Source organism: Bradyrhizobium sp. 76 (assembly GCF_023073025.1).
Classification (GTDB): Bacteria; Pseudomonadota; Alphaproteobacteria; order Rhizobiales; family Xanthobacteraceae; genus Bradyrhizobium.
The window spans coordinates 899,209-917,411 of record NZ_JADPIS010000090.1 but is presented as its reverse complement, the minus strand read 5'-3'; the positions used below and the strand labels follow the sequence as shown (position 1 = coordinate 917,411).

Sequence of the window (18,203 nt, the reverse complement as noted above, 5' to 3'; positions counted from 1 at the left end):
TTTTGGAACCAAGGGAAGTCGGAACGTTTGTACGTCCGCAAGCCGGCCTGCAATGCGGCACGGCCGCATCCCTGCCGTGGAGATCTTTACATATGTTAGTGCGTGGTCTCACGCCTCTGCTCAACCGGATTCCGGCCATCCTTTGCGCCTGCTGCGCGATGCTGTCATCCGCGTCAGCACAAAGCGATCTCGCCAGCCGCATGAAAGATCCCGGCCAGTGGCCGATGGCGGCGCGCGACTACGCCAACACCCGCTACAGCGAGCTCGACCAGATCAACGCGTCCAATGCTTCGCGCCTCCAGCTCGCCTGGACCTTCTCGGTGGGCGCCGACCGGGGCCAGGAAGCGGCGCCGCTCGTGGTGGACGGCACCATGTATGTGGTCGGTCCCTATGCCGGCCCCTATCCCAACCGCGTGTTCGCGCTAGATGCCACGACTGGCGAGTTGAAATGGTCCTATGCGCCGAAGCCGGAGCCCGCAGCCGCGGGCGTTGCCTGCTGCGACGTCGTCAATCGCGGGCTGGCCTTCGACAACGGCAAGGTCTTCCTCAACACGCTCGATAACCACACCGTCGCCATCGACGCCAAGACCGGCAAAGAGCTCTGGCATACGAAGCTTGGCGAAATCAACAAGGGCGAAACGATCACGATGGCTCCCATCGTGGTGAAAGGCAAAATTCTCGTCGGCAACAGCGGCGGCGAACTGGGCGTGCGCGGCTGGGTGACCGCGCTCGATGAGAACACCGGCGCCATCGCTTGGCGCGCCTATTCGACAGGTCCCGAAAAGGACGTGCTGATCGGCGACGATTTCAAGCCATTCTACGACAATCTCAAAGGCCAGGATCTCGGCGTGAAGACCTGGCCCGCCGACCGCTGGCAGGTTGGCGGCGGCACGGTCTGGGGCTGGATCTCCTACGATCCCGATCTGAACCTGATCTACTACGGCACGGCCAATCCGAGTCCCTGGAACGCGAACCAGCGCAGCGGCGACAATCTCTGGAGCACCACAATCTTTGCCCGCGATCCCGACACCGGCCGCGCCAAATGGGCCTACCAGATCAACCCGCACGATCTGTTCGACCACGACGAGATCAACGAGAACGTGCTTGTCGACCTCGAACTGAATGGACGGCCGCGCAAGGTGCTGATCCACCCCGGCCGCAACGGCTATATGTACGTCATGGACCGCGCCACTGGCGAGGTGATCTCGGCGGACGCTTATGACTTCGTCAACAGCTACAAGGGCGTCGATCTGAAGACCGGCAAGATCATCCCGAACGAGGAGAAGACGCCGCTTGTCGGCAAGACCGTCGAGAACATCTGCCCGAGCGCGCCGGGCGCCAAGGATTGGCAACCGACGGCGTGGTCACCGCGTACAAAACTTCTCTACGTGCCCCATCAGCATCTCTGCATGAGCTTCAAGGCCTCTCAGGTCGGCTACATCGCCGGGACGCCCTATGTCGGCGCAGACGTCGATATGTATGCCGGCCCCGGCGGCTATCGCGGCGAGTTCATGGCGTGGGATCCAATCGCGCGCAGGAAGGTCTGGGAGATCCACGAGAAGCTGCCGGTCTGGAGCGGCGCGCTGGTCACAGCAGGTGATGTCGCCTTCTACGGCACCATGGATCGACTTTTCAAAGTCGTGGATGCCAAGGATGGACATGTGCTGTGGCAATTCCGCGCCGGATCCGGGTTCATCGGCCAACCGATCTCCTATCGCGGCTCCGACGGACAGCAATACGTCGCGATCCTGTCGGGCGTCGGCGGCTGGCCGGGTGTGGTGGCCAATGCCGAGGTCGATCCGCGGGTGCGCAACGGTGCGCTGGGGTTCACCGGCGCGACGCAGGATCTGCCGTTCTACACCGCCGGCGGGAGCGAACTGCTGGTCTTCAAGCTCGGCGGCGCAAATGGTGAGGATACCAGCCATGCGCCTTCGAAATAGTTGTCCGGGCATCGCCCTTGGTTTTCTGGTCGGGCTTGCAACCACGGCGGCGGCAGCGTCGGATCGCGAGCTTCGCGTCTGTGCCGATCCCAACAATCTGCCGTTCTCGAACAAAGCCGAAGCAGGATTCGAGAACAGGCTCGCGGCCATGGTGGCCGAGCATTTCGGCCAGCAGGTCACCTACACCTGGTGGGCGCAGCGCCGCGGCTTCATCCGCAACACACTGAAAGCCGGCAGATGCGACATCGTGATGGGCGTACCGTCCGGCTATGACCTCGTCGAGACGACCAAGCCCTATTATCGCTCGAGCTATGTGTTCGTCACGCGGCAGGACCGGCACCTCGACCTTTCGTCCCTGCTCGACCCGCGCTTGCATCACCTCGTGATCGGCGTGCATCTGATCGGCGACGACGGCAACAATCCACCGCCCGCGCAGGCGCTCGGCGACCAAGGCATCGTCGATAACGTCCGCGGCTACTCCATCTACGGCGATTATCGCCAGGCCGATCCGCCGGCACGCCTGATCGAAGCCGTCGAAAGCGGCAGCCTCGATGTCGCCGCAGCTTGGGGCCCCCTCGGCGGATATTTCGCCCAGCACTCTCCCGTCCCGCTGACGGTCACGCCGATCCGGGATTACGAACGCTTTGCACCTCAGCAGTTCCGGTTCGCCATCGCGATGGGCGTGCGCAAAGGCGACGACGCCTTGCGCGACCGGCTGAACGAGTTCATCGACGAGCATTGGTCCGAGATCACCTCGCTGCTGCGCAGTTACGGCGTTCCGCTGGTGGACCAACCCGTCACGGTATCGGGAGGACATGAGTGATGTCTGCTCCAGCAATGCGCGCGAGCGCCCTGTCGTTGCTGCTGGCGGTCTTGCCGAATGGTGCAGGGCTGGCCCAGCAGACCTTGCCGCAGTCGCAGGAGGCGCAGATGCCGACGCTGTCTCCGCGCCCGAATTTCGGTGGCAGCGTCGGCAATGGCAGCCCCGGCGTCTTCATGCAGGTCCCGGTCAGTCACCTCCATCCCGGCGCGCAGCCGGACCCGCCCCAAATCAAGAATCCCGTGCAAGGTGATCCCAACGCGCAGCAGCGCGGGATGACCTACTATGTCAACTTCAACTGCGTCGGCTGCCACGCGCCGAATGGCGGCGGCGGCATGGGGCCGGCGCTGAGCAACAACATCTTTACTTACGGAGCGCAGCCCGAGAACATCTTTCTCTCGATCTACCAGGGGCGGCCGAACGGAATGCCGGCTTGGGGCGGCGTGCTGCCCGACAGCGTGATCTGGGATCTCGTCACCTATATCGGCAAGATCAGCAACGAACCAAGCCACCAATGGGGCCGCACCTTTTCGGCCAATCTGCCATCGCCCGAGGTCGAGCAAGTCCCGAGCGAACAGGTCTCCACGACCGATCCCTGGTCTGCCACCAAGTCCTTCAACTTCGGCCAGAAGCCCTGATCGGCCGAGCGGAGCAGCGATGGTAAATCCAATCGCGAAATTGCTAGTCACTGCACTCCTGGCTACCGCTACCGCCGCCTGCGAGGCTGCGGGCCCGGACAACTTCACCGGCGACGCGCGTCGTGGCGCCGACCTCGTCAAGCAGTACCAGTGCGGCGGCTGTCACGATATTCCCGGCATTGCCGGCGCCGAAGGCAATGTCGGCCCACCCTTGCATCGGATCGGCACGCGGACCTACATCGCCGGCTACATCCACAATTCGCCGGACAACATGGCTGACTGGATCGAGGATCCACAGCGAGCGTTGCCGGGCAATGCGATGCCGAGAATGGGTATCCCGCAAAAAGACGCGCGGGACATCGCGGCGTTTCTCTATACGCTCAAGTGACCATCATGACTCCGACACATCGTTCAACGAATTGGTTCCGTGACGCGCCATTGCTGGCCATCACCGTCGTGGTTGTCGCCATCATGGGACTGGGCCTCCTGGCTGGCGGTGCCTGGCTCGCAGCCCTCGGTGGCTCCGTCTACTACCTGATCGCGGGGATCATGCTTCTGCTCACGAGCTGGCTGCTCGCGCGCCGTCGCGCCGAGGCGCTCTGGATTTATGCCACGCTGCTGGCCGGAACGATGGCTTGGGCGATCTGGGAGGCCGGCCTCGATTTCTGGTCGCTGGCGCCGCGCGGCGACGTGCTCGCGCCGCTTGGCCTATGGCTGATGCTGCCCTTCATTGCCTCTCGCCTCGCGCCTCGCTTGCGCGCGGCGCGATGGGCGCTCGGCCTTGTGTTGGTCGCCGCAGCCATCGTCGTCGGCATGTCCCTGACGAGCGATCGCCGCGATCTAGCCGGCACGATACCCGAGGGCGAAACAACCGGGGCCATTGCGGCTCCCAAAGCAGACCAGGCCGCTGCCGGGCAGAACTGGACGGCCTACGGCGGCAGCGGCTTCGGTACGCGCTTCTCGTCGCTGAGCCAGATCACCAAGGACAACGTCAAGGACCTCAAGCTTGCCTGGGAATTCCGCACCGGCGACCACAAGGGCCCTGATGACCCCGACGAGATCACCAACCAGGCAACGCCGCTCAAGGTGGGTGATCTCCTCTACACTTGCTCGCCGCACCAGATCGTGTTCGCGCTCGAAGCTGCGACCGGACAATTGCGCTGGAAGTTCGACCCGCAGGTCCAGCACAACAAGGCGTTCCAGCACATGACCTGCCGCGGCGTGTCCTATCACGCGACCAAGCCCGGCGCGGTCAGTGCCGACGGCACGCCGGCGCCGAGCGACTGTGCGGGACGCATTTTCGTACCGACCAACGACGGGCGGATGTTCGCGCTCGATGCGCAGAGCGGCGTGCCTTGCCAGAGTTTTGGCAACCAGGGACAGATCGACCTCAAGCAAGGCAGCGAGATCCAGACACTCGGCTTCTACGAGGGCACCTCGCCGCCCGTCGTCACGGACAAGGTTCTGATCGTCGGCGGAGCGGTGATCGACAACTATTCCGATCGCGTCCCGTCGGGCGTGATCCGCGGCTTCGATATCTATTCGGGACGGTTGCTCTGGGCGTTCGATGCCGGCAATTCCGATCCGAACGAGATGCCTTCGGCCTCGCATCATTTTACAGCCGGCTCACCCAATTCGTGGAGCATTTCGGCGGTCGACGAGAAGCTCGGACTCATCTACGTGCCGCTCGGCTCGAGTTCTCCGGATATCTGGGGCGGCGGCCGTTCGCCCGAAAACGAGCGCTACGATTCGGCATTGATTGCGCTCGATGTCTTGACCGGAAAACTGCGTTGGTCGTTCCAGAACGTGCACCACGATCTCTGGGACATGGATATGCCGTCGCAGCCCAGTCTGGTCGATTTGCGCTCTAACGGCGGCGTGACGCCGGCGATCTACATCCCGGCAAAGACTGGCGACATCTTCGTGCTCGACCGGCGCGACGGGCGTCAGTTGGTGCCCGCACCGGAGAAGCCGGTGCCTCAGGGCGCCGCGAATGGAGACCGGCTGTCGCCAACCCAGCCATTTTCGGAATTGAGCTTCCGCCCCTCCGGCAAACTTACGGACGCGCAGATGTGGGGCAGCACGATGTTCGACCAGCTCGCTTGCCGGATCAAGTTCAAGCGCCTGCGCTATGAGGGGCCGTTCACTCCGCCGTCTGAACAAGGCACGCTGGTGTTTCCCGGAGACTTCGGCATGTTCGAATGGGGCGGCATTGCCGTCGATCCGCAGCGCCAGATCGCGATCGCGAATCCCCAATCGATTCCCTTCATCTCTCGCCTGGTGCCGCGCGGAAAGGACAATCCGGCCGCGCCGAATGCGGCGCATCCACCAGGAACCGAGCTGGGCGTGCAGCCGATGTACGGCGCCCCCTACGGCGTTGATCTCGGCATTTTCCTCTCACCGCTCGGCATTCCCTGTCTTGCTCCGCCGTGGGGCAACATCGCAGCGATCGATCTTAGGACGCACAAGGTGGTCTGGCAGCATCGGATCGGCACGATACGCGATCAGGCCCCGCTGCCGCTGCCATTCAAGCTCGGCGTTCCCATGCTGGGCGGTCCGATCGTCACCGCGGGCGGCGTCATCTTCATCACGGGAACGATGGATGACTACATCCGCGCGTTTGACGTTCGCGATGGCAGACAGCTTTGGCAGGACCGCCTTCCTGCCGGCGGCCAGTCGACGCCAATGACCTATGAGGCTGGCGGCAAGCAATATGTCGTGACGGTCGACGGCGGCCACGGGTCATTCGGAACTAAACTCGGCGATTACGTGCGAGCCTACGCGCTGCCGTGATCTGCCTCGGCAGGACTTGCTTGTACTTGCCCACGCCTTGTCCCGATCTGCCGGCGCGACGCGCAACTGCTGACGCCAGGAGAGCTACGCCCGCAGCTATTCCCAGCGCCGCGAGCCCCTGACTGATGACGCCGGCAGGTGGGAGCTGCTTACGTGACAGCCAACCGCCATCGATCGACGTGCCCTGCGGACCAGCTTCAATCATGGTGCCCTCGCTGCTCTTTGCGGGGCGCGCGCGCGACAGCAGGTAGCGGAAGGCAGCTCCCACGATGTTCTCGGTAATCTGCGGAGCCATCGCGTAGGCAAATTGGCCTGCACGAGCCGGCCAGCCCACGGCGACTTCGTCTCGGGGCGCGCGGACGAGGCTCACGAACGTCTCGGCAACGTCCTCCGCCTGATACAGCAGCGGACCGGGATCAAGCGTCCGGCCGGACATGTTGGCGCCGTGGACGAAGCCGGGCGTGTCGACCATGGCCGGGAAGACGCCGCAGACATGGATGTTGCGGCGAGCACTGAGCTCTTGACGCAGGCTAGCGGTGAAGCCCCGAAGGCCGAATTTGCTCGCGGTATAGGCCGCAGCAAAAGGCGTCGGCGCCCAGCCGCCGAGCGAGATGTTGTTGATCAGGATGCCGCGGTTCTGGCGGAGGAAGATCGGAAGCACCGCGAAAGCGCCATGCATCGTGCCGAGGAGATTGACCTCGATCGTTCGGCGATGAAGCGCGATATCCGCGTCCTGATAGGCCCCGAAAACGCCGGTGCCGGCGTTGTTGATCCAGACGTCGATGCCACCGAACGCGTCTTCGGCCTCTCGGGCCAGCCGCTGCACCGCCTCGGCATCGGTGACATCGGTCGGGATCGCCAATGCGCGGCCTCCGAGCGCCTCGCATTCTGCGGCGAGGCTCGTCAGGACTTCAGCACGGCGTGCCGCCAAGACCACGCTTGCGCCCTTGCCCGCGAAGGCCAGCGCCGCAGCACGCCCGATTCCGCTCGAGGCACCGGTGATGACGACGCGCGTGCCGGTCATTTGCCGCGGCTCAGATCCGGAGCGGGCCGCCGGAAGCAGCCAGTGCAGGGATCGCCGGAGGCGCTCAGTTCCCTCCGCTTCAAACCAGTCGCCATGCGCGAAGATCACCCGCTCCGGAGACAGCCGTATAAGCCGCTCGGCTGCGGACCGCACGGAACCGCCGCCGAGGCGCAGCAGAAGCCGTAGATAGACCGGCGCCATTCCGTTTGGCTTGGAAATGCCCAGGAGGTTTGCCGCCGCCTCATTTGGCGCACTGAGATCGTTGGGATCGAGATTTTGCACGAGATCCGTCAGGATCAGTGTCCGGCTGCGCTTGTCGAACAGCTCGATCTCGGAAAACATCGGAGCGTTCACCGAGACGGCTTCGAGGTCGGCCCTCCATTCCTCGGGCGTCGCCTCTCCAAGCTCGCGGTCGATGCGGATACGTGCCGCTCGAACTTGCCTGCGTGCCGCAAGGCCGCGCGCCGCGAAAGTCGTCGCCGGCGGCAGCTCTCTCTGCCAGTCGGACAGGAACATCCAGTGCGCGATATTCGGCGCGAGCAAGTACCTTATCATCCCAAGCCGCTCCAGCTCACCGCGGAGAGCCGGCGAATATCTTACCGGCGAATGCAGCACGAGATCGCCGTTCGAGAGCCGAATGACGGTCATACGCACCGGAAGTTTTAGACCGGCGGCGCTGATCGGGGCGTCGTCCACGACCCAGATATCGTCCGTCACGCGCGACAGACGGGCGGTCGACAAGGTGGCGTCGGAACTTTGCATGAGCATCTTCCATCACGGGGCGTTAGCTCAAGCTTTGGGAGTGACGCTCGTTCCTTGCTAGGACGCCCGAGCCTGCTGGCCAGCGTTGCGTCGGCGACGGCGCGCTGCAAGCCGGCCTCGCCCCCTCTCCGCCGGAAAGTGCCGCGTGATCGCCGGTACGCACTCCGGCTCTGAGGGAGGTTGTTCGCAGGCAATCGGCGCATGGTCCGGACGAGCTTCCATCAGATCAAGCACGGCGCGGCCCTTGGCCGTGATGCGCCACCCGCCATTTGTCCGGTCGATCAGCCTTTGCGAAAAGATGTCCAGCCCCGGCACCCGCCCGGCGAGCCGCCGGGTGCGCTCGGTCCAGTCGCGACCGCTGGTCGCCAGAATGGCCATATCCCGCTTGAGATCCTCCAGGGCAGCGAACCCATCCGGGTAGCTCACCAGGATCTTGAGGACCGTCACGTGGAAATTCACCCCCGCCCCCACATGACCATCGTCACATCGTCGGGACTTCTGAGAGAGCATTGCGGGCCGCTTGTTTGAGGCGATCCGCAGAGACGTCGCCCCTGCTTGCAGTCTCCAGAAGCTTCGAGGCCACGTGGGTCCGGGCGCCGATCTCACAGCGTGGAACACCTTCGCACACCTCGTCGAGAACGGTGCGCAACAACGCCTTTGTCGCCGTATCGATCATGGAAAGCCCCAGCGGAAAGGTTCACGGTAGGGCAATCGCTCCGGTCTGTGATTCAACATTGTTAATGATCTGAAAATTTCGCTTACGTCCATTGCCGGCCGCGCTCACCCAGCCCGAGGGCGGGCGCAATCGCCTTGGGCGCCACAACGTCAAACACCGGCATCTTGGAGGTAGGGGTCTGAGGAGTCCGGCATCACGTCGCGACACCACCGCGAGCCTGGAGAAGCTCGAATATCTATGTCGGAATGACAAGTTTCGAGGTGATTGCGGAGTATACAAGCGCCGTCGCCGGAGAGATAACCGGCCAACGCAGCGACGCAATGTCCGAGCCCGGCAATCCTTTGGTCTTCATCCTTTTTAAGAAGCCAAGGCCGGAGGACGTTCAGCTCTATCCCGAGTAGTTGCCAAACGCCCTCAAGGTTTGTGGCGCTGGGATCGCGCAATTAGCAGCGTGGCCGCCGGAATTTCTGCATCGCCTGCACATTCCTCTATTCCGAAAGTTCGATTGCAATGGGTTGGTGATCGGAGGCATCGGTCGCTTCGTTGACCTGGATGCTGCGAACGTAGCCGGTCAAATCTTCCGTCACGAAAATGAAGTCGCGGCAGTCGGGCCCGTCGGCCCACTGCGCGCGGTCGTAGATTCCGCAAGTCGGCGCACGCGCTCGGTCGCGGCCATCGGCGATCCATGCATCCCGATAGGCCAGACCGGGCCGGCCGGATCGGGCAATCAATGCGTGCTGGGGGTCGGCAACGTCAAAATTGAAATCGCCACACAGCAGGCTCGACGCAGCGACGGTCTGACTTCCATACGGCTCGTCGTGCCAGCAGCTGGCCTGCTTCGGGCTCATCGACGCCTCCTCCTGCAAATCCAGCAGACGGGCGATCTGTGCCTCGCGCTGGCCGGCCGAATGGAATTCGAGATGCGTGTTGACAATGCGGACCGCGCCAAACGAGGCCTGAACCGTCACCTCCAGGGCGTGACGGCGCATGCTGCGCACCGTGGCTCCGTCCGGCCATGGCAGCAGGTGGTTGGCGATCTGCAGCACCGGCAACCGCGACAGCGTCATGTTGCCGAAGCGATGGAGGTTGCCATCACGATCGACAGTTTCGATAGCAGGTCGGAATATTGCGGAGTAGCCGGGCAAAAGGGCTGCCAGCCGTTCACTCTGATCCGCTCCATCACCAAATCTGGAGAAGTTCGCGCTCACCTCCTGGAAGCAGAACACGTCCGCGTCGAGCGTCTGCTGGGCGACGGCAACGATCCTCGCCAGATCGGTCACGCCCTCGCATCCTTTGCCGCACTGTATGTTCCAGGTGAGAAGTCTCATTACCGGATGCCTGCACGCATGAACGACTGGACGAACTGGCGCTGGAACAGCAGAAACGCGATCAGCAGCGGCGCCATCGTCATCACGGTTGCCGCCGTGATCACTGACCAATCCACACCGGTCTCAGGCGCGCCGAATACGGCAAGCCCCACCGTGAGCGGCCGCGCTTCCACCGAATTCGTGACGATCAACGGCCACAGGAAATTGTTCCAGTGATAGCTGACGGAGACGAGGCCAAAGGCGACGTAGGTCGGGCGAGCCAGCGGGACATAGACCCGGCACAGGATTCCGAGCGGACCCGCTCCCTCGACCCGGGCGGCTTCCACCAACTCCTGGGGCACACCCTTGAAAGTCTGCCGCAGCAGGAAGATGCCGAAGGCGCTCGCGAGATAGGGCAGCGCGATCGCAGGGATCGTATCGAGCAATCCCAGCTTGGCGATCGCGCGGTAGTTCTCGACGATCAGGACGTCGGGCATGATCATCAGCTGGAGCAGAACGAGTGCGAAAGCGATGCCGCTGCCCCTGAACTTGAAGCGCGCAAAGGCATAGGCGGCCAGCGTCGACAGGATGAGTTGGCCGACCAGGATCAGGGTCACGAGTACGACCGTGTTGAGATAGTACCGGGCGAACGGCGCCTGGTTCCAGGCTCGGGCAAAATTCTCCAGCGTCCAGGGCGCGGACAGGCTGAACGACGTGGCGTAAGCGGCCGGATGCAGCGCGCTCCAGAAGGCATAGGCCAATGGGGCGAGCCAGATCAAAGCCAGGAGCCATGCTGCGATGGCTTCAATGGGGCGTGTCCGGCCTTTCATTGATAGTGGATCCTGCGATCGAGATAACCGAACTTGATCAGCGCAACCGAGCTCAGCAGCATCAGAAGCACAACCGTCAGTGTTGCCGCGTAAGAGGAATCCTGGAAGGTGAAGGCAACCTCATAAATGTAGTAGAGCAGCAGCGTGCTGGCGTTGTTCGGACCGCCCTTGGTCATGATGACCAGATGGTCCACCAGCTTGAAGGAGTTGATGACTGCGTTGATCGCCACGAACAGCGTGGTCGGCATCAGCAGCGGGAACGTGATCCGGCGAAACGTGTACCACAGGCTCGCGCCTTCGATGGACGCGGCCTCTTCGAGATCCGGCGAGAGCTGCTGCAACGCCGCCAGGTAGAAGATCATGAAGAAGCCGGCCTCCTTCCAGATCACCATCACGACCAGACAGCTCATCACCGTCGAGGGATCGCCCAGCCAGTTCCAGCCGCCGAGACCGAAAAGGCCGCGCAACTGATCGAGCAGCCCATAGTCCGGCGTGTAGAAGAACAGCCAGATGTTGGCGACGGCGATCATCGGCAGCACGGTCGGCGTGAAGTAGGCCAGTCGCAGAAAGCCGCGGCCGCGCATGTTGCGATTGACCCAGATCGCCATCACCAGAGCCAGGGCGATCGAGGTAGGGATCGTGCCGAGCGCGAACCAGAAATTATTGACCAGCGCCTTCCAGAAGATCGGATCGGCCGCCATGGACCGATAACTGTCAAGCCCGACGAAGGCCTCGGTGCCGTTCCGGCGTGTGACGAATAGCGAATGCCGGATCGTCGCCAGAATCGGAAAGTGCGTGAATGCGATCAGCAGGACGGCCGCCGGCAACAGCAGCAGCCAGGCGTTCACGGTGTTCCACCACGCCTGCGATCGGGCGCGGCGCGGGGCGATTGGCGATGAGGCGACCTCGTCGGACATCTGTGAGCCGGCGGGATGGCGGCGGCGCGCCATCCCGCCTCGTCCCTATTTGTAAGCGCGCAAGACGCGGTCGGACTGCTGCTGCGCGGCAGCCAACGCCTCCTGCGGCTTCTGCGCGCCCGTGATCGCGGCCTGCACGGCATCGCCGACAAACTTGTAGATGCGGCCGTTCTCATGGACGGAGAGCTCCGGCACCGCATGCTCCAGCTGATCGCGCGCAACTGTGGCCTGCGGGAAGCCCTTTGCGTAGGCCTCCATCGTCGGCGTCTTGTAGGCGGCCGGCGACACCGCCACGTAGCCGGTCTTCATGCTCCATTCCGCCGCGCGTTCAGGAGCCGTCATCCATTGAATGAACTTGACGGCCGCCTTCTGCTGGTCGGGAGACGCACTCTTGAAGATGTAGAAATTGCCACCGCCGGTCGGTGATCCGCGCCGCTCCCCGGCCGGCAGCATGGCCACACCGAACTGGAATTTCGCGGCGTCCTTGACCGCCGTCAGATTGCCGGTGGTGTGCCACATCATCGCCGTCTTGCCTTCGAGGAAATCGTTGCGCAGCGTCGCCCAATCGATGCTGCCGGCGGGGGCGACGTTGTGCTTGCGCGACAGGTCGACCCAGTACTCGAGGGCGGCGACCGTCTTCGGAGCGGTCAGATAGACCTCGTTGCCGGGCTCGTTCATCATCTTCTGGCCGTTCTCGATCGCCAGCGCCTGCAGCATCCAGTAGGCATAACCAGTCGAGGGAATTTCGATGCCCCAGCGTGTCGTGTTGCCGCCATCCTTCTTGACCAGCTTCTTCGACATCTCGACCATTTCGTCCCATGACGCCGGCGCCTTCTCGGGATCGAGGCCCGCCTCCTTGAAGGCGTCCTTGTTCCAGTACAGCACGATGGTCGAACGCTGGAACGGCACGCTCCAGGTCTTGCCGTCGATCTGCCCGTTCGCCATGAACGCCGGATAGAACTCCTTGAACCAGGCCTTGTCGCCGACGAGGCCGTCAAACGGCACGATCGCGTTCTCATCCATCAGCGTGAACACGTCGGTCGACAGCAACACCGACAGTTGCGGCGGCTGCCCGCCCTTCATGGCGGTCATCGCCTTGGTCATCGTATCGGTGTAGTTGCCGGCATAGACCGCCGTCACCTTGATGTCCGGATTGTCCTTCTCGAAGCGCGAGACCATGTCGTCGATGATCTTGGTGACGGGACCGCCGACCGCGACCGGATAGTACATGGTCAGATCCACGGCGGCGGCCGGGCGGGCAGCCATCGAAAGCACGGCGAGTGCCGCTGCTATCAACATCGTTCGTCGCGCAAACATGTGACAATCTCCTTCGTTACCACGTTTGAAACAGCCGCTGCTATCGACCGGTTATCGCCCGCTGGCCCTCTGTGACGATGGTCTCCAAGCGAGCTTCCGAATTCGAATCGAACCGATGCTCGAGCCCGGGTTCCCACGCGATCCGGACATCCTCGCCTGGCCGAACCTTGCTGAAACCTTCGAGCCGCACTGAGATCGGCTGACCATCGACCTCGCACAGAACGATGCTGTCGGCCCCAAGATGCTCGATCGCCTTGACGCGCGCAAAATGATCCCCGCCCGACACGATGCGGATATGCTCCGGCCGGATGCCGATGAGATGATCGCCATGGCGCAAAAGATTCATCGGCGGCGTGCCGATGAACCGCGCCGTGAACGCCGTCGCGGGCCGGTTATATAACTCCTCCGGTGTGCCATTCTGCTCGATACGACCATCGCGCATCAGCACGACGCGATCCGCCATCGTCATGGCTTCGGTCTGATCGTGGGTCACGTAGACCATCGTCATTCCGAGCCGCTGTTGCAGGGCGCGGATCTCCGTCCGCATCTCATGCCGCAGCTTGGCATCCAGATTTGAAAGCGGCTCGTCCATGAGGCAGACCCGCGCTTCCGCAATGATGGCTCGCCCCAGTGCAACCCGCTGGCGCTGGCCGCCGGACAGCTGCGACGGCTTGCGTTCAAGCAGCTGCGCAAGGCCAACGATCTCGGCCACACGCCGGAGCCGTTCGTCTCGTTCGGCGCGCGACACGCGCCGCACACGCAGGCCGAAGACGATGTTCTCGGCTACACTCAAATGCGGAAACAGCGCGTACGACTGGAAGACCATGGAGATCTTCCGTTGCGCCGGAGTCAGATGGGTCACGTCGACGCCGCCGATGGCGATCGTGCCGGCGTCAGCATTCTCAAGGCCGGCGATCAGCCGCAGCGTGGTCGACTTGCCGCAGCCGGACGGTCCCAGCAGCACCAGCAGCGAGCCCTCGTCCGCCGTCAGACTGACGTCATCGACGGCGCGCATCGCGGCCCAGAACTTGGAGACATGACTCAGCGTAATCGCTGACATAGCCCGTTCGCTCTCAGCTGCAGGGCTCTGCGCCGCGCGCAGACATAGCTCGGCATGCTCGCAGCATCCTGCTCGCGCGGAGCAGCCCAAAGCTGGTCGCCATGAGCAGACAGATCCATGCCGTCCCTCCCGATGGCCACGCAACGTTCACCGGCGCGGCAAGTCATTCTGTTCATATGAACATATTGGAGCGCCATATGAAACAGAAAATTGCGCCTTCGATGTTCGAATGATAGTTTGCTTCGAACGGACAGCCCCATGCTCAAGACAGTCTCGTCACGTCAGGCCTACATACTGGAGATCGTCCGCGACGAAGGCTTCGCCTCGATCGAGCAGCTTGCAACGCGCTTTGACGTCACGCAGCAGACCATTCGCCGCGTCGTGAATGCGCTCTGCGATCAAGGGCTGCTCCGGCGAATGCACGGCGGCGTCAGCCTGCCCGTTCAAAGCCAGAATCTCGCTTATGGAAGCAGACAGGGATTGAATGCCGACGCCAAACGGCGCATCGCACACGCGACTGCGAGCTTCATCCCCGACGGGGCGTCGCTTATGATCGGGCTGGGTACAACACCTGAATATGTCGCGCAGGCGCTATCCCGCCGTCAGGATCTGCGCGTGATCACCAACAATCTGAATGTGGCCGCAGCGTTCGCACAAAATCCCGACGTGGAAATCACGATCGCGGGCGGCACGCTCCGTTCGCTCGACCGGGACATCGTGGGCGAAGCGGCGGCCCGCTTTTTCTCGGGCTATCGAGCCGATTACGGGATATTCGGCGTCGGAGGCGTCGATCAGGACGGTGCGCTGCTCGACTTTCACATCGACGAAGTCCTGGCGCGGCAATCCATCGTTGCCAATTCGCGCACCGCCGTCCTGGTCGCCGACACGACAAAATTCGGCCGCAACGCCACGGTGCGCGGCGGACATCTCGCCGATTGTAACCACCTATTCACCGACGGGCCGCTGCCACCGGCCTTTACACCGGTCGGCGCCAAATTTGCCGAGCGCATTCACGCATCCGATGCCGCGCGTGCCGGAGCCACGTAGCCTGCGCGAAATTAACCCGCGCCAGCAGTCGCCAAGGCCGCGGCCCCTACGCCCCCTCAATTATATCGGACGCCGTTTCGGCTGATTTGTAAGCACAATTCTCCACGTGTGACGGACAAATCCCGACGATATACCCACTGCGATTTTTCGGTCTTGAATTCACAGAAAATTCGAGCCGCTCGCAACGCTGGTGGCTCCGGTACCTATCGGGGTCAATCGACTGTCGGCACTGTGTGGGGGCGAAGATTGCCGTGCGCGCACTGGTGCGGTGTAAATTCAAATACCGTCAGAGATCGGAAGGCGCTCGGCCGCTCGCTCGGTCCGCACAGACAAAGGCGTGCTTGCCGAGAAGATCAATATTCTCTTGATGCCGCTGCTGTCGACCTCGCCGTCTATCGGGGTAGCCAGCCGGATCTATTTTCCGCGGAACACCGCCGGGCGACGCTCCACGAAAGACTGGATGCCTTCTTTCATGTCTTCGCTGCTGAAAACGCGGTCCTTGATTTTCGGGATATAGTCGATCGCCGCTCTTTCGCCGGCCTCAATGTACTTCAGCGCGGCCTCTTTGGTTACCTGAATGCCGATCGGAGCGTTCTTGGCGATCAGACCAGCAATTTCCATCGCGCGGGGAATCTGCTGACCAGGAGCGACGACTTCCTGAACAAACCCGATTTTATACGCCCGCGCCGCGCTGAACTCGTCGCACAAGAACAGATGATACATCGCATCCCCCCATCCTGCCCGCGCCACGTACCGGAAATGGGCGTCACCGAGCGGCGCGATCCCGCGCTTGGATTCCATTTGGCAGAACCGGGCGTCGTCGGCGGCCACAACGATATCGCCGGCCAACATCATTTCGATGCCAATCGTGAAACAGATCCCCTGCACGGCCGTCACGATCGGCTTACGACACCGGCTTTTCAGCGCGAACGCATCGATGTTGCCGGGCTTGATCTCGGTATTTTCGGCCTTGGGTCCGAAGAACTTCGGCATATCAAGGCCTGCCGTGAAGTCCGGGCCGTCGGCGCAGAGCACACCGACCCAATAGTCGTCGGTGCGGTCGAGAAGCGTCATCGCATCCGACATCTGCGCCATCATCTGCGGGCTGAAAGAATTCTTCTTCGCCACGTTGTCGATGACGATCTTGAACACATGCCCATGCACCTCGGTACGGATCTGACCGACTTGCGTCGTCTCGGTCATTTGCTGGTCTCCGAATGCTCCTAGGCAACTGCGCGACGTTGCGCAAAATTAACCTGTCAATTTTGCTCAGCTCAGCGCCGCAAACGCAGTCCGTTCAAAAGCCATCAGTTCTTCCGTCCGTCCGTCGCGTATCTTCAGCAGCCACTGCGGATCCTGAAGCAGCGCCCGCCCCACCGCGACGAGATCGAACTCCTCGCGATCGAGGCGGCGGATCAACTCGTCGAGGTCAGTCACCGCCTCCCGTGCGCCCCGGCTGCACGGCCGATGTACTTGGCTGCGCTCCAACGCTGCTCACTACCATTTTTCGACCCAAGGCCGCAGCACGACTTCGAACGCCCAGGTCGACCGATGCTGACGATGCAGTTGCAAATAGGCTTTTGCGATATGGTCGGGGTCGGCCATATTGTCGTCGACAGTTGTCCCCGCCAGCCGATGCGCGCGAGTGCCGTCTTCCTGGGTCCAGCCGATCGCGGCGTCGATCGGCACATTCGCTATGTGGACGCCCTGCGGCATCAATTCTCTTGCCATGCTCTGCGCGAGTCCGGACTTGGCATGACATGCCATTGCAAATGCGCCACTTGATGGGAAGCCTTTGAGCGCCGCGCTGGCGTTCGTGAAGATGATTGTTCCTCTGGCGCCGTTGGCGTCGGGTTCGTTCCCAAGCATGAGCCGGGCTGCCTGTTGACCGACCAGAAACGCGCTGAACGCCGAGTTGCGAAGTGTTTCGAACGCCATGCCCGGGTCGGCTTCGATGATGCTTTTGCGGAAAATGCCGGGAACCCGGCCATCGATGTTATGCACGACAAGTCGTGGCGTGCCGACGTCCTGAACGACGTTGCCGAACAGCTGTGTCACCGCCGCCGGATCAGTTGCATCGCAGGCATATCGAAGCACACCATGCGTCTTCTCCAAGGCTTCGAGGACCGGCTTTTCGGGATTCCTGGCTGCGACGCAGACACGCATGCCGTTCTCCGCGAACAGCCGGGCGCAACTCGAGCTGATGCCCGGACCGCCCCCCACGATCACCGCAACCTCGTGCACGGAACTTTTGATATCAATCATCTTGACCTTTCCAGTCCTGCGTTGTCGCGCTCTCCATGAAGAGATGACACGGAAACCGCCGTGACCCTGCTTCCCGCCAGCCGGGCGTCACCAGTTTTCGCCGAATGGCCGCAGCTCTGTGAGGAACGACCAAGCCGATCGATTCTGCCCATAGAGATGATAGAGTTCGTCCGCGATGGCAGCAGGCTTGATAAAGAATTCATCTGGCTTGTCGCTCATCCGCGCGCGCATTCTGGGCGTATCAATCACGGCGTCGATGAGAACATAGGCGACGTGCACGCCCAGAGGTCCCATGTCACGTGCGATCGACTCGGCCAAAATGCGCTGCGCCGCCTTTGTCGGCGCGAAGCCGGCGAAGTTGGCCTTGCCGCGGATCGAAGACGTGTTTCCGGTCACCAGGATTGCGCCCTTGCCTCGGTCGATCATGTCAGGAGCCACTTCGCGCGCTAGGTATAGCAAGCCCATCACGTTGACCTCGAAATTGCCCTTCAGCATCTTCGGATCGATCTCCCGAAAGCTCCCCCAGCCTCCGCCGACCGCGTTGTGGACGAGAACCTCAGCCGCGCCAAAACGCCGCTTTACATCAGCAACGACGGTCCGCACCTGATTTTCGTCTGAAACGTCGCAGGTCGCCGCGTGGACATCAGGAAGCTCTTGCGCCAGGCGATTGATGAGCTCGGCTGAGCGAGCCAGCGCCATGATACGGAACCCGCCGGCAGAGAAGCGCTTGACGATGGCAGCTCCGGTGCCCGGCCCGACCCCGGTCACGATCGCGACTGGTTTCTCACTCATTTGAACTTTCTCCAC

18 protein-coding genes and 2 pseudogenes are annotated in these 18,203 nt (G+C 62.5%); 8 read left to right on the top strand and 12 right to left on the bottom strand.

Annotated elements, in window-relative coordinates:
• Positions 1-158: 158 nt before the first annotated feature.
• From IVB48_RS20980 to IVB48_RS20960, 5 genes are read left to right on the top strand one after another with little or no spacing between them, the layout of a single operon-like run.
• Entirely contained in the window at positions 159-1,940 is a 1,782-nt protein-coding gene (locus IVB48_RS20980) for a methanol/ethanol family PQQ-dependent dehydrogenase (RefSeq protein ID WP_256468910.1), read from the top strand.
• Positions 1,924-2,763, top strand: a complete 840-nt coding sequence (locus tag IVB48_RS20975; RefSeq protein WP_247402458.1) for a substrate-binding domain-containing protein — start codon at positions 1,924-1,926, stop codon at positions 2,761-2,763. The genes IVB48_RS20980 and IVB48_RS20975 overlap by 17 nt, the downstream gene beginning before the upstream one ends.
• Positions 2,763-3,398 carry a cytochrome c gene (locus tag IVB48_RS20970; protein ID WP_247289206.1) on the top strand — a complete coding sequence of 212 codons (636 nt, stop codon included), beginning with the start codon at positions 2,763-2,765 and terminating at the stop codon, positions 3,396-3,398. Before IVB48_RS20975 ends, IVB48_RS20970 begins: the two co-directional genes overlap by 1 nt.
• Positions 3,399-3,417: 19 nt before the next feature.
• The gene (locus IVB48_RS20965; protein WP_027570896.1) at positions 3,418-3,786 is read left to right on the top strand and encodes a c-type cytochrome; all 369 of its coding nucleotides are present in this window, start codon (positions 3,418-3,420) and stop codon (positions 3,784-3,786) included.
• A gap of 5 nt (positions 3,787-3,791) precedes the next feature.
• Positions 3,792-6,191 carry a glucose/quinate/shikimate family membrane-bound PQQ-dependent dehydrogenase gene (locus tag IVB48_RS20960; RefSeq protein WP_247402456.1) on the top strand — a complete coding sequence of 800 codons (2,400 nt, stop codon included), beginning with the start codon at positions 3,792-3,794 and terminating at the stop codon, positions 6,189-6,191.
• Here the strand turns inward: IVB48_RS20960 and IVB48_RS20955 are convergent.
• The 3 genes from IVB48_RS20955 to IVB48_RS20945 are packed head-to-tail and all read right to left on the bottom strand — an operon-like array spanning position 6,151 to position 8,653.
• Entirely contained in the window at positions 6,151-7,977 is a 1,827-nt protein-coding gene (locus IVB48_RS20955; protein ID WP_247402452.1) for an SDR family oxidoreductase, read from the bottom strand. The genes IVB48_RS20960 and IVB48_RS20955 overlap by 41 nt on opposite strands.
• Before the next feature lie 57 nt (positions 7,978-8,034).
• On the bottom strand, positions 8,035-8,487 hold the full coding sequence (locus tag IVB48_RS20950) for a hypothetical protein (protein ID WP_051462984.1): 453 nt from the start codon (positions 8,485-8,487) through the stop codon (positions 8,035-8,037).
• Positions 8,459-8,653: a hypothetical protein gene (locus IVB48_RS20945; RefSeq protein WP_247289201.1), complete on the bottom strand. Its 195-nt coding sequence runs from the start codon at positions 8,651-8,653 to the stop codon at positions 8,459-8,461. The genes IVB48_RS20950 and IVB48_RS20945 overlap by 29 nt, the downstream gene beginning before the upstream one ends.
• A 251-nt stretch (positions 8,654-8,904) precedes the next feature.
• On the opposite strand from IVB48_RS20945, the pseudogene IVB48_RS20940 reads away from it, so the two are divergent.
• Positions 8,905-9,054, top strand: a pseudogene (locus IVB48_RS20940) (peptidase M14); the annotation flags it as partial.
• Between the two features lie 87 nt (positions 9,055-9,141).
• Here the strand turns inward: IVB48_RS20940 and IVB48_RS20935 are convergent.
• Genes IVB48_RS20935 through IVB48_RS20915 form a run of 5 tightly spaced genes read right to left on the bottom strand, consistent with a single transcriptional unit; the run spans position 9,142 to position 14,084 of the window.
• Complete coding sequence (locus IVB48_RS20935) at positions 9,142-9,981, bottom strand: endonuclease/exonuclease/phosphatase family protein (RefSeq protein WP_249805722.1); 840 nt, start codon at positions 9,979-9,981, stop codon at positions 9,142-9,144.
• The gene (locus IVB48_RS20930; RefSeq protein WP_247402447.1) at positions 9,981-10,790 is read right to left on the bottom strand and encodes a carbohydrate ABC transporter permease; all 810 of its coding nucleotides are present in this window, start codon (positions 10,788-10,790) and stop codon (positions 9,981-9,983) included. Before IVB48_RS20930 ends, IVB48_RS20935 begins: the two co-directional genes overlap by 1 nt.
• Positions 10,787-11,707 carry a sugar ABC transporter permease gene (locus IVB48_RS20925; RefSeq protein ID WP_247403034.1) on the bottom strand — a complete coding sequence of 307 codons (921 nt, stop codon included), beginning with the start codon at positions 11,705-11,707 and terminating at the stop codon, positions 10,787-10,789. The genes IVB48_RS20930 and IVB48_RS20925 overlap by 4 nt, the downstream gene beginning before the upstream one ends.
• A 45-nt stretch (positions 11,708-11,752) precedes the next feature.
• Positions 11,753-13,006, bottom strand: coding sequence for an ABC transporter substrate-binding protein (locus IVB48_RS20920; protein ID WP_247359199.1), 1,254 nt, complete (start codon positions 13,004-13,006; stop codon positions 11,753-11,755).
• A 58-nt stretch (positions 13,007-13,064) separates the two neighbouring features.
• On the bottom strand, positions 13,065-14,084 hold the full coding sequence (locus tag IVB48_RS20915) for an ABC transporter ATP-binding protein (protein ID WP_247402445.1): 1,020 nt from the start codon (positions 14,082-14,084) through the stop codon (positions 13,065-13,067).
• A gap of 258 nt (positions 14,085-14,342) precedes the next feature.
• On the opposite strand from IVB48_RS20915, the pseudogene IVB48_RS20910 reads away from it, so the two are divergent.
• Both IVB48_RS20910 and IVB48_RS20905 read left to right on the top strand, forming a co-directional pair.
• Positions 14,343-14,465: pseudogene (locus IVB48_RS20910) on the top strand (DeoR family transcriptional regulator); the annotation flags it as partial.
• A 99-nt stretch (positions 14,466-14,564) separates the two neighbouring features.
• A complete protein-coding gene (locus tag IVB48_RS20905) occupies positions 14,565-15,131 on the top strand; it encodes a CoA-transferase (RefSeq protein WP_247403031.1) in 567 nt (188 codons plus the stop codon).
• Between the two features lie 414 nt (positions 15,132-15,545).
• Here the strand turns inward: IVB48_RS20905 and IVB48_RS20900 are convergent, their stop codons facing one another.
• From IVB48_RS20900 to IVB48_RS20885, 4 genes are all read right to left on the bottom strand, one after another.
• Positions 15,546-16,334 carry a crotonase/enoyl-CoA hydratase family protein gene (locus tag IVB48_RS20900; protein WP_247402443.1) on the bottom strand — a complete coding sequence of 263 codons (789 nt, stop codon included), beginning with the start codon at positions 16,332-16,334 and terminating at the stop codon, positions 15,546-15,548.
• Between the two features lie 66 nt (positions 16,335-16,400).
• Positions 16,401-16,568: a hypothetical protein gene (locus IVB48_RS20895; protein ID WP_197031219.1), complete on the bottom strand. Its 168-nt coding sequence runs from the start codon at positions 16,566-16,568 to the stop codon at positions 16,401-16,403.
• Positions 16,569-16,628: 60 nt separating this feature from the next.
• Positions 16,629-17,396, bottom strand: coding sequence for an SDR family oxidoreductase (locus IVB48_RS20890; RefSeq protein ID WP_247402439.1), 768 nt, complete (start codon positions 17,394-17,396; stop codon positions 16,629-16,631).
• Positions 17,397-17,483: 87 nt separating this feature from the next.
• Positions 17,484-18,203 carry an SDR family NAD(P)-dependent oxidoreductase gene (locus IVB48_RS20885; RefSeq protein ID WP_247402436.1) on the bottom strand — a complete coding sequence of 240 codons (720 nt, stop codon included), beginning with the start codon at positions 18,201-18,203 and terminating at the stop codon, positions 17,484-17,486.

Coding starts and splice junctions, on each gene's coding strand:
- IVB48_RS20935 (WP_249805722.1), bottom strand. CDS start 9,981: ATGAGACTTCTCACCTGGAACATACAGTGCGGCAAAGGATGCGAGGGC.
- IVB48_RS20970 (WP_247289206.1), top strand. CDS start 2,763: ATGTCTGCTCCAGCAATGCGCGCGAGCGCCCTGTCGTTGCTGCTGGCG.
- IVB48_RS20930 (WP_247402447.1), bottom strand. CDS start 10,790: ATGAAAGGCCGGACACGCCCCATTGAAGCCATCGCAGCATGGCTCCTG.
- IVB48_RS20960 (WP_247402456.1), top strand. CDS start 3,792: ATGACTCCGACACATCGTTCAACGAATTGGTTCCGTGACGCGCCATTG.
- IVB48_RS20945 (WP_247289201.1), bottom strand. CDS start 8,653: ATGATCGATACGGCGACAAAGGCGTTGTTGCGCACCGTTCTCGACGAG.
- IVB48_RS20925 (WP_247403034.1), bottom strand. CDS start 11,707: ATGTCCGACGAGGTCGCCTCATCGCCAATCGCCCCGCGCCGCGCCCGA.
- IVB48_RS20890 (WP_247402439.1), bottom strand. CDS start 17,396: ATGATTGATATCAAAAGTTCCGTGCACGAGGTTGCGGTGATCGTGGGG.
- IVB48_RS20900 (WP_247402443.1), bottom strand. CDS start 16,334: ATGACCGAGACGACGCAAGTCGGTCAGATCCGTACCGAGGTGCATGGG.
- IVB48_RS20980 (WP_256468910.1), top strand. CDS start 159: ATGCTGTCATCCGCGTCAGCACAAAGCGATCTCGCCAGCCGCATGAAA.
- IVB48_RS20950 (WP_051462984.1), bottom strand. CDS start 8,487: ATGCTCTCTCAGAAGTCCCGACGATGTGACGATGGTCATGTGGGGGCG.
- IVB48_RS20975 (WP_247402458.1), top strand. CDS start 1,924: ATGCGCCTTCGAAATAGTTGTCCGGGCATCGCCCTTGGTTTTCTGGTC.
- IVB48_RS20955 (WP_247402452.1), bottom strand. CDS start 7,977: ATGCAAAGTTCCGACGCCACCTTGTCGACCGCCCGTCTGTCGCGCGTG.
- IVB48_RS20920 (WP_247359199.1), bottom strand. CDS start 13,006: ATGTTGATAGCAGCGGCACTCGCCGTGCTTTCGATGGCTGCCCGCCCG.
- IVB48_RS20965 (WP_027570896.1), top strand. CDS start 3,418: ATGGTAAATCCAATCGCGAAATTGCTAGTCACTGCACTCCTGGCTACC.
- IVB48_RS20915 (WP_247402445.1), bottom strand. CDS start 14,084: ATGTCAGCGATTACGCTGAGTCATGTCTCCAAGTTCTGGGCCGCGATG.